This window comes from Patescibacteria group bacterium (assembly GCA_023380635.1).
Taxonomy (GTDB): domain Bacteria; phylum Patescibacteriota; class Microgenomatia; order JAMCZE01; family JAMCZE01; genus JAMCRP01.
In genome coordinates this window covers 278,536-291,331 of sequence record JAMCRP010000001.1, presented here as the reverse complement: position 1 = coordinate 291,331, position 12,796 = coordinate 278,536, and the positions used below count along the sequence as shown (strand labels likewise).

The window sequence follows — 12,796 nt, the reverse complement described above, 5'->3', positions numbered from 1 at the left end:
AAAGCATACTAATTTTAATGCCTATTGCTTTGGCATTGTTGGCGGCCATAATCATCAGCACTCCGTCTGCCGCTTTAACCATTGGTGAACCATTTTCCGTAGCCGCTTCGATTTCCGGTCTGGCAGCCAGTTCTAGCTATACTCTCAAGCTTCGGATCGGAACCACATCCGGTTCCATGACCCGGGGGCAAACCAGGAGTTCTTCGGGCGATTGGCTGTCAGACAACGATGCCTGGGCCGGTTTTCCTGCATTTACGACAGACACTTTTGGTGTCTGGAACGGGATGGTGACCGGACGCCCGGGAAGCTCTGCCTTTACTGGCAATAACCTTCTTGTTTTGAGGCTTCGGGATTATGGTGACTCGGATGCGGTCGCAATCCAGATCAACGCCGCCCCGGTTCAGGATAGTGCGGCCCAGGATAGTAACAACAATAATAGCCAAAATAACAATACTGTAACTATCGTCCAAACTCCATTGCCGGAAATTACCTTTAGTCCCCCGGTTCAAGGCAATCTCGGCGAGGTTTTTAAAGTCTCTGTCAATTTAAAAAATTTTGAAGCCAATAAACAGTATTATCTTAAAGTCCGCGGAGTCCGGACGAAAAATGGTTCGGCTTATTTGTCAGATAATGAGGCCTGGGTGAAATTTCCCCTGATTACTACCGGCAACACCGGGGATTATCACGGCGAGGCGTGGGGGATAGTTTCTGAAGATAAAGACGCCGGAAACTATGAGATCCGGATCAGGATGAGGAAAAAAGATGCTGAGGATTTTTTTGAGTCAGAAGCCAAAACCATCAAGCTGGTAAAAATACCGGTGTTAGTGACTGCGAAGACTTCGGAAAGCGCAGTTTTGGGAACAGAAAGCGCCAAACCAAAGAAAGTATCGACGCCGGCAGCCGTAGAAACGGTTAAAATCGATTCTTCGACCGATAAAATTCCTTTGGCCCTGATTGGTCTGGGAAGTCTGTTTTTAATTGGCTCGTTGGTCTCGTTTCTGCACGGCAAGGGAGTTTGGGATATAATTCTACAGAAGTTTCATAAAACATGAAGATAGAGCGGCGTCATTTGCTGTATATTATTTTCGGACTGGCCCTGCTGGCGGTTCTTTATGCCGTCCGGTCAGTGCTCATGCCTTTTATTCTGGCCGCGATTTTCGCTTATTTACTTAACCCCCTGGTCACTTTTTTAACCCACCGGCTGAAACTCCCGCGGCCCCTGGCCATCGCTTTGATATATATTCTGATTATCGGCGGTTTGGCAGCCATAGCGATAAATGTTGGTGTCCGTTTCGGTCAGGAATCTGACGAGTTTGCTGCTGAAGCCCGTAATTTTATCCGCCAGACTAATTCCCAGATTACTCTCCTGCCGGAATGGCTTCAGCCGTTTGCCCTGGATGCTTTTGAGTCGGTGCGGGCCTCTTTGCTTTTACCTAACCGGAGGGTAACGGCATACCTTCCCGGAGCTTTAAACCGGACGGTGTCTCTTTTGGTCTTTCTGGTAGCCGCTTTTTATTTTCTTAAAGACGGTCACAGCTTCCAAAAAAACCTCCTGAACTTTTTGCCGGCAAAAACCCGTGAAGAAGGGACGGAAATTCTGGCAAAAATAAACCAGGTTCTGGGAAATTATTTACGCGGGCAGCTACTTTTAATTGCTATTATGGCGGTCTTCACTTATATCGGACTAATTTTAATCGGGGTACGTTATGCTCTGATTTTGGCAATTTTTACCGGGTTTGCGGAAATTGTCCCCCTTATCGGGCCGGTAATGGCAGCAGCTGTCGCCACAATTGTTGCTTTTACTGATCAATTTTCCCGGCTTGGACCGGTTCCTTTTTTGGATGTTATTGCCGTTATTAGTTTATATACCGTCTTGCGTCAGGCCGAGGACTTGTTTATCATCCCGCAGGTTATGGGCCGGGCGACCAAACTGCATCCACTACTGGTAATGTTTGCCGTGCTGGCCGGAGGGCATTTATTCGGAGTGGTGGGCTATGTTTTGGCCGTGCCGGTAGTGGCCTCCATCAAAGTGATTATCAACCATATTTGGGGCGCAAATATGGTATAATTACCCTGCTCTCTAAGACAGGGCAACTACCCGCCAACATCTGCGAAGTTGTGGCGGGAGGAAAGTCCAGACAGCAGGAAGCAGGGTGCCCGGATTAATTTCCGGGGCCACGTACAATTCATGTACGCGGACGGTGAAGCTACAGAGACGAGTCTTCTGGTAGCCTAAAACTATCAGAGGGGTGCAACGAAGCAATTCCCCCCGCTGCAACCAACCGAATGGCCAAGACCACAGCTTCCTGGTGGCCGAAGTAGTTGGGCATAGATAGATGTTGCTAAAACAGAATCTGGCTTACTCGTCTTAGAGAGCCTCTTTTTTCTTCTTTATGCTACTATTTATGTAGTGCTAGCCAAAGTTTTTTCCGGGGCGGTTTTGGGACTGGATTCGATACTAATCACTGTTGAAGTTGATGTTGCGTCCCGGGCTCTTCCCAGTTTCCAAATAGTGGGATTGGCAGATAAAGCGGTCGAAGAAGCGCGGGAGAGGGTACGATCAGCCATTAATAACTCCGGCCTGGATTTTCCTACCCACCGAATAACTGTTAATCTGGCGCCGGCTGACTTGCCGAAAGAAGGGGCTATTTATGATTTGCCGATTGCTGTCGGCTTGCTTTTGGCTAATGGTTCTCTTAAAGAAAACTCTGCGGACACCCTTTATTTGGGGGAACTATCGTTGGATGGAGAGCTGCGTTCCACCCCCGGAGTGTTACCCATTGCCCTTTTAGCCAAAGAGAAAAAATTTAAACGGGTCTTTGTGCCGGCGATAAACGCCAGGGAGGCGGCCATTGTTAATGAAGTGGATGTCTATCCAGTATCTTCACTAAAACAGCTTGTCGACCACATTTTAGGGATAGAAACAATCAGTCCGGTACCTAAAGAAAAGCTCGATTTTACAGTGGAGGAAAATTACGAATTTGATTTTGCGGATGTCCGCGGTCAGGAATCAGCACGCCGAGCTTTGGAAATTGCCGCAGCCGGAGGACACAATTGTCTCATGACTGGCAGCCCGGGATCGGGTAAAACCTTAATGGCGCGGACTTTCCCGTCAATTTTACCGAAACTGACCGAGGAAGAAGCTATTGAGGTTACAAAAATTTATAGCATTAACGGTCTTTTACCTGCGGATAATCCAATTGTTAAAAAACGGCCGTTTCGTAGCCCTCACCACACCACTTCCCATGTGGGCTTAATCGGCGGCGGAACTCATCCTAAACCCGGTGAAATTTCTCTGGCACACCGGGGTGTCTTGTTTTTGGACGAAATTGCCGAATTTCCCCGCCAGGTTTTAGAAGCCATGCGCCAGCCCCTCGAAGACGGTTTTGTAACCGTTTCTCGGGCGGCGGGGACCAGCCAGTTTCCGGCTAAATTCATTCTGGTTGCCGCTTCCAACCCCTGTCCCTGCGGTAACTTAAATGACACCAAGAAAAAATGTATTTGTACGGCGCATCAGATCGTCGCTTACAAAAAACGCCTTTCCGGACCACTCCTGGACCGGATTGATTTGCATGTTTTCTGCGCTACTATTCCGCCGGAAAAATTAACCGATTTGGAACCCGGGAAAAGCTCCGCGGAAATCCGAAACAATGTTCAAAAAGCCCGGGAGAGGCAACAAGAGCGGTATAAAAATACCGGGATTACCTGCAATGCGGAACTCTCAGCCAAAGCGGTTAAAATTTTCTGCCCGTTAGACGAAGAAACTACGGCCCTGCTGACACAAGCAGTGGCTGCTTTAAACCTTTCTGGCCGGGGTTTTCACCGGGTTATAAAAGTGGCCCGGACCATTGCGGATTTAGCTGGTTCGGAGAATATTGAAAAAACTCATGTGGCCGAAGCTTTGGGTTTTCGGCAAAAGGAAGAAGACAATAAAATTTACGGTTGACCAGAGAGTTAAAATATTAAAGTGCGAAAGATTATTATCTGGTTTTTAATTTGCTTAATATTGGTGATATTTGCAAAAGCAGATAATTTTCTTCCGTCAGCCAATTCCGGCGAAGTTCTGGGGACCCAAACTGCTCCCTTGACGAAATCAGGCCGATAGCCGAAAATACAGGCAATCATGCCAAGGGTTGCAAAAAAAACATCAGCGAAAACTTCTGCCGCGAAAAAAGTTTCCCGTCAAAATTCCGTCAGAGCTGCTAATCTTTCTAAGGCGACAGCAATGGCTGCTCCGGTAGAAAAAGTTTCCGCCCGCAGGGTTTCTCTTCCCAGAAATTTCTCCCGCTTTGCCGTTTTGGGATTATTGTTAATCGTGTTGGCTCTCTTGCTTTACCGCAATAAGGGCATGTTTGTGGCGGCGATGGTGAATAACCAGCCGATTATGCGTCTTAGTCTTGATAAGCAACTTGAAAGCCAGTACGGCGATGCCACTCTTGACGAGATGGTTGGGGAAATGTTGATTCGTCAGGCAGCAGCCAAAAATAAAATTACCGTGACGCCGGCAGAAATTGAGACCAAGATTGCTTCGATTGAAAAAACTTTAAACGGGCAAATTTCTTTGCAGGATGCCTTGGCCCAACAGGGTGAAACAGTGGCTGATTTCCGTCATCGGGTTGAATTACAGTTGATGCTGGAAAAACTGACAGCCGGCAAGGTCCAGGTTTCCGATCAGGAAATTTCTGACTACATTGACAAAAACCGCGCGTCCATGACGGCAACTGATGAGGCTGGGTTACGGGAAGAAGCCAAAACGGATTTAACCAACCAGAAACAAAACACCATCCTTCAGCAATACTTTTCCTCTCTCAAATCCCAAGCCAAAATTCTCAAGTTTTTCTAAGATCTATCTGAATCGCTTTCAGGTAGACCTTCCCTAAAAAAAGAAGCCTCCTTACGAAAGCTTCTTTTTAAAGTAAATCTTCAAAAAAGTTTAGGCTTTTCCCATAACCCGAGCGACAGTGGTGCCACAGGTCGGGCATTTGCCGACATGGGCTCTGCGGCCGTTCTTCCAAGTCACATCTTTACCGTTGGCAATAGTGACTTTGGCGCGGCATTTAACACAATATCCTTGCATTTAGTTCTTCACCCCCTTTAAGGCAGTTACTTTAAGCTAGATTTTTATTAAACCTTTGCCTAGCACATACCATAGCACAAGCTGCGAAAGAATTGCAAGCAGAGTCAAAAAAAGAATGCGTTTGATATCGGAACCGACATAAGAATAATCTTTTGGCGCGGAAGTCATGCAGCTTGTTTTAGCATATTGACTAACTCCGGTCAAGCTTTGTATAGTATGAATACGCAAATTACTCATCATGCAAAAGACGACAGTTATATTTTTAGGTCTGGCTCTTTATTTGCTCTGCGCAGGTAGTTCCTACGCTGCTTTTTCCTATTTTCGCCCCGGAGTTCCGGACGCTACAACGACTGCAACTACTGACAAGAATGGTAAATTCCAGGTGCCGGAGAAAAAATATGCTAATTTGCCCCGGACCGAAGCCTGTCCGCTTAACGGCACGCTTTATCCTAAACCACAGAGAACTGAATGGGAACAGCGCCGGCCTCTGGGGATTATGATTGAAAATTCCAAAGCTGCCCGGCCGCAATCCGGCCTTTCTTCGGCAGATATTGTTTATGAGGCGGACGCTGAAGGAGGAATCAGCCGCTTTATGGCTGTTTTTTATTGTGACAGTTCGGAAATTGTCGGGCCGGTTCGTTCCGCCCGGACCTATTATCTTGATTGGATCTCGGAATATGGAGATTTTCCACTTTACGCCCATGTCGGCGGAGCCAACACTCCGGGTCCAGCGGATGCTCTGGGCCAAATCGGTCGCTACGGTTGGGAAGGATATAACGACTTAAACCAATTCAGTATCGGTTTTCCGACTTTCTGGCGCGATTATGACCGCCTGGGACCGGACACTCCGACTGAGCACACGGTTTATGCCTCTACGAGTAAACTGTGGAACTTCGCGGCAGCAAAAAGAGGGCTGACTAACACGGAAACTGACGATCAGACAGGGAAAACTACCAGTTGGAATACCAGCTTTACGCCCTGGACTTTTAAGGACGACGCCGCTTTATCGGACCGGCCAGCCAGCGGGGCGACCGTAACTTTTTCGCTGGCCAACATAGACACTTCTTACGCCAATGACTATACCGTCGCTTGGAAATATGACCGGGATAGCAACTCATACCTGCGTTTTAACGGCGGTACGGAGCACCGGGACATGGATACCAATCAGCAAATTTTGGCTAAAGATGTTGTTTTACAATTTGAATCTCTCACTGTTGCTGATGATGGTTATAACGAGGAAGGTCATGGAGTGCACATGCTCTATGGTACCAAAGGTTCGGGGAAAGCAAAATTTTTAATTGACGGAAAGGTAACTGAGGGAACTTGGTCCAAAAAGAGTCGGACAGACAGGACGAAGTATTTTGATAATTCCGGACGGGAAATAAAATTTAATCGCGGGCAGATATGGATTGAAACTCTGCCGCTTGGCCAACAGGTGACAACTAGCTAAAAAGTGGTATAGTTACATAAACCCCTGCCCGATATAAAGCTTTATGCTTAATGATCTCATCATTTCCAGGGTTAGGGTTAAACTTCTCGAAATTTTTTTGTCTTCTCCGGGTCAGATAATTCATGTCCGTGAACTGGTGCGTAAAACTAAAGAGGAAATTAATGCTGTTCGGCGGGAACTGGCCCATATGGAAAAAGCCGGAATGGTGTCTAAAGAACACCGGGCCAACAGGCTTTACTATACTTTCCGCAAAGACTATCCGCTGTACTACGACCTTCTGGAATTGGTGACTAAAACTTCCGGACTGGGAGCGGCCATTATTAAAAATAAAAATAAACTGGGCCGGGTGAAGTTTGCCATGCTTTCCGGAAAATTTGCCAGAAATATTCCCGGGTCGGCCGAGGAGGTCGATCTGTTAATTGTCGGTAATGTGGTTGTTGCCGAAGTGGCCTCGTTGGTTCGCGAGGAAGAGCTGCGCCGGGGCCGGGAAATTTTCTTCACGCCGATGACGGAAGAAGAATTTGTTTTCCGCAAGAAGAAAAAAGACCCGTTTATTCTGGGAATTCTCTATGGTTCCCGGATTATGGTCGTGGGTGACGAAGAAGAACTAATATCGTAGAATACGCTGGCAAATTATTACCCGGTAACTTCAGAATGAAACCGTCAAAATATTTAATTCTCTTCATAGTTTTGTTGACCGTCGGGGCGATATTAGTAGACATGCCCAAAACGGTCAGCTTTCAGCGGCTGAAATTTAACCGGCCGAACTTTAACTTTGACATCCTCGGTAACCAAATTTCCCGGGATTTGGAAATAAAAGAAGGACTGGATTTGGCCGGAGGAACTCAGCTGACACTACAGGCGGATATGAGTAACATTAATCCTTCCGACCGGCAGACGGCCCTGGATTCTTTAAAAAGTATTATTGAACGGCGGGTGAACCTTTACGGTATTTCCGAACCAGTCGTTCAGACTTCAAAAGTAAATAACGACTACCGGATTGTAGTGGAATTGGCCGGAGTAACTGATGTTCAGCAAGCTCTGGATCTGATCGGCAAAACCGCGGAACTGACTTTTCGGGAAGAAGCGGCAACAGATTCGGCCAATGTGGCCACGGAAGCGGCCCAAATATATGGACCGTACCAAGTACTAACTAACCTCACCGGAAAGGATTTACAAAAAGCTACTCCTGGTTTTGATCAGCAAACAGGGGAACCGGATGTTCAGCTGGCTTTTAATGATCAGGGAACTCAAAAGTTTGCGCAGATTACCAAAGAGAACATCGGCAAGCGGGTGGCGATTTTCCTGGACAACCAACTTCTCCTAGCTCCGACTGTTCAAAGCGTTATTCCTAACGGTCAGGCGGTTATTACCGGGCAGTTCACAGCCCAGCAGGCAAAGGAGATTGCCATCGAGCTTAATTCTGGAGCGTTACCGGCGCCCGTCAGGGTGGTGGAGCAAAGGTCAATTGGAGCAACTCTGGGACAGGATTCGATCCATAAAAGCTTAATTGCCGGGTTGGTCGGGTTATCAATCGTCGCTTTGTTCATGATCGCCAACTACGGTAAGTTGGGGCTGTTCGCAGATCTGGCTCTGGTAATTTATTCGTTAACCGTCATGGCGATTTTTAAGCTAATTCCGGTAACTTTAACCTTGGCTGGCATTGCCGGGTTTATTCTCTCGATCGGTATGGCGGTGGATGCCAATATATTGATTTTTGAAAGAATGAAGGAAGAGATTCGCTGGGGGCGAAACCGGCTGGCGGCCATGGAATTGGGTTTCACCCGGGCGTTTCCGTCCATTCGGGATTCTAATATGTCATCACTGATTACCTGTGCGATTCTGTATTGGTTTGGCACTGGCGCCGTTCGCGGTTTTGCTGTTACTTTGGCCATTGGCATCACCGTTTCGTTATTTACGGCTGTAACGGTAACCAGAACATTACTTAGATTGTTTATTCAAAAATGACAAACTTGATGCGCTTTAAATGGTTATTTTTTGCCATTTCTTCACTGGTAATTTTGCCGGGTCTTTTTTCCTTAATTAAATGGAAACTAAATCCATCGATTGATTTCACCGGCGGATCACTTTTGGAAGTGACTGGCTGGCCGGACAGCAATCAAATAAAAGATATTTTCACGAAAGATCAAGTAGAAGTTTTTTCGATCCAAAGAGCCGGAGGTGGCGATTTCATTTTTCGGACAAAGGCTATCGATAACGCTACTAAAGACAAACTATTTGCAGACTTAACTTCTAAGCTTGGTTCGCAGATTTCGATTTCCCGCTTCGAAACAGTTGGTCCTGTAATTGGTCAGGAATTAACCAATAAAGCCATGCAATCAGTCGGAGTCGCCTCGTTAGCAATAATTGTTTATATTGCCTATGCTTTCCGGGAAATTCCCAAACCCTATTCGCCCTGGAAATTTGGGGTTTCCGCGGTAGTCGCCCTCTTGCATGATGTGTTGGTGGTCACGGGTATATTTTCAATCCTGGGTCATTTCTTCCATGTGGAAATTGATGCCCTTTTTGTAACGGCATTACTGACAGTAATAGGGTTTAGTGTTCACGACACAATTGTTGTCTTCGATAGAATTAGAGAAAACTTGAGAAGAACAGCCGGAAAGGTTAATTTTGAAGAAGTGGTCAATGAGTCGGTGTTGCAGACTTTAGCCCGGTCAATGACCACATCCCTGACGGTACTTTTCACCTTACTCGCTCTGGTCCTTTTCGGCGGAGAATCAATTCGCTGGTTTGTGATCGCCTTGCTAATCGGTATTTTCTCCGGAACTTACAGCAGCATTTTCAACGCCGCGCCACTACTTATCCTTTGGGAGCAAAGAAGGAATCCGCGAAAGTAAATATTCCCGGTTATTTTTTGACGGGTCTTCAGTAATTTCATCGAATAATTTGTTTAAGACCTGGCCGACTTTAGGGCCGGGTTTAATATGCAAGACTTCCATAACATCTTTGCCGTTTACCTTAAGATCTTTAACCGATGGCGTGTGTTTTTGAACCTCAATAATTCTTTCTTTAAATTTCTCTAATCTCCAGGAAGTTTCCCGGGAACCGGAACCTAATCTGTCACCAATACGTAAATCCAGCATATCGCTGGTGTTTTCCGGGCCAACTCTTTTGATAAACCGGCGGATAGCAGCGTCAGTGAGCAGTTCACTGACAGTGAACATGTGCCACCGGACCAGCAGATACAGTTTTTCTCTGTCTTCTTTGCTAAAGTGCAACCGGTTGGCAATATCTCTGGCAATGTGGGCGCCCACGACTTCATGGTTATAGAAAGTCGGCTTTTCGTTTAATTCTTTATAGGTAGCCGGTTTGCCGATGTCATGAATTAGAGTCGCAAACCGCACCAGCCAGTCGGGATTCTTAGTAAACCGCAGAGCGTCAAGACTATGAGTAAAGACATCACTGATGTGGTGACCGGGTTGTCTCATGCCCACACCCTTGGTTAGTTCCGGCAAAATATAGTCCAGTAACCCGGCGTTATATAAAAGTTGGACACCGTCGGCCGGGTAGTCGGATGATAAAATTTTTATCAGTTCTTCGCGAATCCTTTCGCCGCTGACAGTAGTAATGAGCCCGGCGTTTTCCTTGATAGCGGCAAAGGTTTTTTCCTCAATGTTAAAACCCAATTGGGTGGCAATACGAATTGCCCGGATCATGCGCAAAGCGTCCTCTTTAAAGCGATCGTTCGGGTTGCCGACGGATTTGACAACTTTCTTTTGCAAATCTTCCCGGCCGCGATAAGGGTCAATTATTTTCTTGCCGTCGGTGGCTATGGCCGAGATGGTTAACTCTCTTCTGGCTAAATCTTCCTCAAGAGTTTTGGCCCAGGAAATTTCGTCAGGGTGGCGGATATCGGAATATTTTCCTTCTTTGCGAAAAGTCGTGATTTCATAAATATCTCCGTCAACTTTTACTCCGACAGTGCCGTATTTGTTGTTATAAAAGCTATCCGGGAAAATCTTTTGGATTTCACCCGGCATGGCGTTTGTCGTAAAGTCCCACTGTTTTGTCGGTCTACCTAAGAGAGTATCCCGGACGGAACCGCCGACAGCATAAGCCTCAAAACCGGCTTTTTCGACGGTGTTAATGAATTCCTGAACTTGATCCGGAAGCTCGATCATATGATATGATTCTAGCATGAAGTGGAACATTTTAGCCAAGTCAAATGTTCAAAGTAAAAAGTTAAAAATTGTTGACAGTCTTTTGGAAAACAGAGGAATTTCTTCCAAAAAAGATCGGGAAGAATTTTTAAACCCGCCATTTCCGGACTTTAAATTAGATTCGAGGAAAGCGGTCACAAGAATTCGCCGGGCAGTAAAGAAAAAGGAGCCGATTGTGGTCTACGGTGATTATGACGCTGACGGTATTTGCGCCACGGCGATTATGTGGGAAGCCCTGAACAAATTAGGGGCAAAAGTTTTGCCTTTTATCCCGTCGCGGGAAAAAGAAGGTTATGGTTTGTCAGTTGACGGTATCGATACCATTCTGGCCGATAAAAAACATGCTGGAACAAAATTAATTATCGCTGTCGACAGCGGTATTGTGGCCCATAAGGCCGTGGACTACGCCGCAAAGAAAAAAATTGATGTCATTATTCTTGATCATCACGAAAAACCCAAAAAGCTGCCAAAAGCTTACGCCATTATTCACACGCCAAAACTTTGCGCGGCGGGCGTTGCCTATTTTATGGCCCGGGCAATGGGACTTGAAGATAATCTTCTGGAACTGGCGGCGATTGCCACGATCACTGATCTATTGCCTCTGGTTGGAATCAATCGGTCGATCGTCAAATTTGGTCTGGAGGCCCTGCAGAGAACACCGCGAGTCGGACTACGGGCGTTGTTTGATGTGGCGGGGATAAACAGCATCGGAACCTATGAAATCGGTTATATCGTCGGTCCGAGGCTAAATGCCTCCGGAAGGATTGAAAGCGCCTTAACCGCCTTGCGACTGCTTTGTACCAACGATTCGAGTAAAGCCCGGGAGTTAGCAAAAATTTTAAATGATACCAATAAAGATCGGCAAACAATGACGGCGGATATGAGCGACCATGCCAAACTGAAGGCATTAAGTGTTAAGCGGGACGAGGACAGGATATTGGTAATCGATCATGAATCGTACCACCAGGGTGTCATCGGTCTGGTTGCCGGCAAACTGGTAGAGGAATACTATCTGCCGGCAATTGTTATTGCCAAAGCTGATGGGGTGAGTAAGGCTTCGGCCAGATCTATTGCCGGCTTTAATATTATCGAAGCGATAAGAGCTTGCGATAAACTTCTGATTAATGCCGGTGGTCATCCGATGGCGGCTGGATTCTCGATTGAAACCGCAAGGATAGAGGAGTTCAAGATTGCGATTAGTGAATACGCTAGAAAACAAATAACCGATGATCTGCTGGAAAGAAATCTGCGGGTGGATATGGAATTGCCACTGGACCAAGTAACCATGGAACTTTATCAGGAGATAACTAAAATGGCGCCGTTTGGCTTGGGCAATCCGGAACCGGTTTTTGCCAGTACAGTGGCGGTGGAAAATATCCGGACGGTTGGTCAGGATGGGAAACACCTGAAATTGGTTGTCAGCGGTCTTGATGCCATCGCTTTCAATATGGGAGGCTGGCTGCCCAAACTAAAAGTAGGCGATTCAATTCGGATCGCCTACTCAATTTCCCTGGATACTTTTAATTTCAATCATAAACTTCAGCTCAAAGTTAAAGATCTTCGGGTGTCACCCTTTTCCTAGGAGAAGCGTTTGCCATTTTAGCCATTTCGCGTAGTTCCATGTAGGGTTCAGGGAAAAATCTCGGATCATCTTCATCGGCCGTTCTTAAGACGGTATCTGTCGCTTCGCTTAATCTCGTAGCATCGTTTTTAGATAATTTCAGGATTTCCATTTTTTCACCCCCCTTCTGTCCTAAGAGGTTCTTAACTGCCTGGTGAAGTCCAGCCAGGCGAACTCTTATTTTGCGGCAACGCGCTAGAGAGGCCGCATCAGTTTTCTCCTTAAGCCGTTCAAGCTCTTCTTGGCATTCCCTAATTCCTTGAAATCTCAAACTAACTTCGAACTTATCAACTTCGGGTATTTTTTTAAACATCGGCATAAAAAATGCCTCTCTTTTTAGTGAGAGGCTGCGTTATTTAATTTATTTTTTTTGCTTTTAATTATCGGCCTCTCACCTTATTTCTCCGTCCAAAGCCGGACGGCAATAATAAGAGAGGTAAAGCGATAATTCTTTTGCATGACCCCTG

The 12,796-nt window shown here is 46.4% G+C and carries 13 protein-coding genes; 9 read left to right on the top strand and 4 right to left on the bottom strand.

Annotated elements, in window-relative coordinates:
* Positions 1-17: 17 nt before the first annotated feature.
* The 3 genes from M1403_01625 (at position 18) to M1403_01615 (ending at position 3,946) form a co-directional block, all read left to right on the top strand.
* A complete protein-coding gene (locus tag M1403_01625) occupies positions 18-1,052 on the top strand; it encodes a hypothetical protein (GenBank protein ID MCL4397708.1) in 1,035 nt (344 codons plus the stop codon).
* Positions 1,049-2,068, top strand: a complete 1,020-nt coding sequence (locus tag M1403_01620) for an AI-2E family transporter (protein MCL4397707.1) — start codon at positions 1,049-1,051, stop codon at positions 2,066-2,068. The genes M1403_01625 and M1403_01620 overlap by 4 nt, the downstream gene beginning before the upstream one ends.
* Before the next feature lie 342 nt (positions 2,069-2,410).
* On the top strand, positions 2,411-3,946 hold the full coding sequence (locus tag M1403_01615) for a YifB family Mg chelatase-like AAA ATPase (protein MCL4397706.1): 1,536 nt from the start codon (positions 2,411-2,413) through the stop codon (positions 3,944-3,946).
* An 8-nt stretch (positions 3,947-3,954) separates the two neighbouring features.
* Here the strand turns inward: M1403_01615 and M1403_01610 are convergent, their stop codons facing one another.
* Positions 3,955-4,125 carry a hypothetical protein gene (locus tag M1403_01610; protein ID MCL4397705.1) on the bottom strand — a complete coding sequence of 57 codons (171 nt, stop codon included), beginning with the start codon at positions 4,123-4,125 and terminating at the stop codon, positions 3,955-3,957.
* Between M1403_01610 and M1403_01605 the strand changes: the two genes are divergently transcribed.
* Positions 4,124-4,843 (top strand): SurA N-terminal domain-containing protein, encoded by a 720-nt coding sequence (locus tag M1403_01605; protein MCL4397704.1) that lies wholly within the window; start codon positions 4,124-4,126, stop codon positions 4,841-4,843. The genes M1403_01610 and M1403_01605 overlap by 2 nt on opposite strands.
* A gap of 90 nt (positions 4,844-4,933) precedes the next feature.
* On the opposite strand, the gene M1403_01600 is transcribed toward M1403_01605, so the two are convergent.
* Positions 4,934-5,077, bottom strand: a complete 144-nt coding sequence (locus M1403_01600) for a DUF5679 domain-containing protein (GenBank protein MCL4397703.1) — start codon at positions 5,075-5,077, stop codon at positions 4,934-4,936.
* 238 nt (positions 5,078-5,315) lie between these two features.
* Here M1403_01600 and M1403_01595 point away from each other — a divergent pair, with 238 nt between their 5' ends.
* From M1403_01595 to secF, 4 genes are read left to right on the top strand one after another with little or no spacing between them, the layout of a single operon-like run.
* Entirely contained in the window at positions 5,316-6,527 is a 1,212-nt protein-coding gene (locus M1403_01595; protein MCL4397702.1) for a DUF3048 domain-containing protein, read from the top strand.
* A 43-nt stretch (positions 6,528-6,570) separates the two neighbouring features.
* Positions 6,571-7,146, top strand: a complete 576-nt coding sequence (locus tag M1403_01590; protein ID MCL4397701.1) for a hypothetical protein — start codon at positions 6,571-6,573, stop codon at positions 7,144-7,146.
* A 35-nt stretch (positions 7,147-7,181) separates the two neighbouring features.
* Positions 7,182-8,495, top strand: a complete 1,314-nt coding sequence (gene secD, locus M1403_01585; GenBank protein ID MCL4397700.1) for a protein translocase subunit SecD — start codon at positions 7,182-7,184, stop codon at positions 8,493-8,495.
* On the top strand, positions 8,492-9,385 hold the full coding sequence (gene secF, locus M1403_01580) for a protein translocase subunit SecF (GenBank protein MCL4397699.1): 894 nt from the start codon (positions 8,492-8,494) through the stop codon (positions 9,383-9,385). Before secD ends, secF begins: the two co-directional genes overlap by 4 nt.
* Here secF and M1403_01575 read toward each other — a convergent pair.
* Positions 9,344-10,687 (bottom strand): CCA tRNA nucleotidyltransferase, encoded by a 1,344-nt coding sequence (locus M1403_01575; GenBank protein ID MCL4397698.1) that lies wholly within the window; start codon positions 10,685-10,687, stop codon positions 9,344-9,346. The genes secF and M1403_01575 overlap by 42 nt on opposite strands.
* Here M1403_01575 and recJ point away from each other — a divergent pair.
* Positions 10,686-12,290: a single-stranded-DNA-specific exonuclease RecJ gene (gene recJ / locus M1403_01570; GenBank protein MCL4397697.1), complete on the top strand. Its 1,605-nt coding sequence runs from the start codon at positions 10,686-10,688 to the stop codon at positions 12,288-12,290. The genes M1403_01575 and recJ overlap by 2 nt on opposite strands.
* Here the strand turns inward: recJ and M1403_01565 are convergent.
* Positions 12,259-12,642, bottom strand: coding sequence for a hypothetical protein (locus M1403_01565; protein MCL4397696.1), 384 nt, complete (start codon positions 12,640-12,642; stop codon positions 12,259-12,261). The genes recJ and M1403_01565 overlap by 32 nt on opposite strands.
* Positions 12,643-12,796: the final 154 nt, after the last annotated feature.

Coding starts and splice junctions, on each gene's coding strand:
- M1403_01600 (MCL4397703.1), bottom strand. CDS start 5,077: ATGCAAGGATATTGTGTTAAATGCCGCGCCAAAGTCACTATTGCCAAC.
- M1403_01595 (MCL4397702.1), top strand. CDS start 5,316: ATGCAAAAGACGACAGTTATATTTTTAGGTCTGGCTCTTTATTTGCTC.
- M1403_01590 (MCL4397701.1), top strand. CDS start 6,571: ATGCTTAATGATCTCATCATTTCCAGGGTTAGGGTTAAACTTCTCGAA.
- M1403_01605 (MCL4397704.1), top strand. CDS start 4,124: ATGCCAAGGGTTGCAAAAAAAACATCAGCGAAAACTTCTGCCGCGAAA.
- M1403_01565 (MCL4397696.1), bottom strand. CDS start 12,642: ATGTTTAAAAAAATACCCGAAGTTGATAAGTTCGAAGTTAGTTTGAGA.
- M1403_01575 (MCL4397698.1), bottom strand. CDS start 10,687: ATGCTAGAATCATATCATATGATCGAGCTTCCGGATCAAGTTCAGGAA.
- recJ (MCL4397697.1), top strand. CDS start 10,686: ATGAAGTGGAACATTTTAGCCAAGTCAAATGTTCAAAGTAAAAAGTTA.
- M1403_01625 (MCL4397708.1), top strand. CDS start 18: ATGCCTATTGCTTTGGCATTGTTGGCGGCCATAATCATCAGCACTCCG.
- M1403_01620 (MCL4397707.1), top strand. CDS start 1,049: ATGAAGATAGAGCGGCGTCATTTGCTGTATATTATTTTCGGACTGGCC.
- secF (MCL4397699.1), top strand. CDS start 8,492: ATGACAAACTTGATGCGCTTTAAATGGTTATTTTTTGCCATTTCTTCA.
- secD (MCL4397700.1), top strand. CDS start 7,182: ATGAAACCGTCAAAATATTTAATTCTCTTCATAGTTTTGTTGACCGTC.
- M1403_01610 (MCL4397705.1), bottom strand. CDS start 4,125: ATGATTGCCTGTATTTTCGGCTATCGGCCTGATTTCGTCAAGGGAGCA.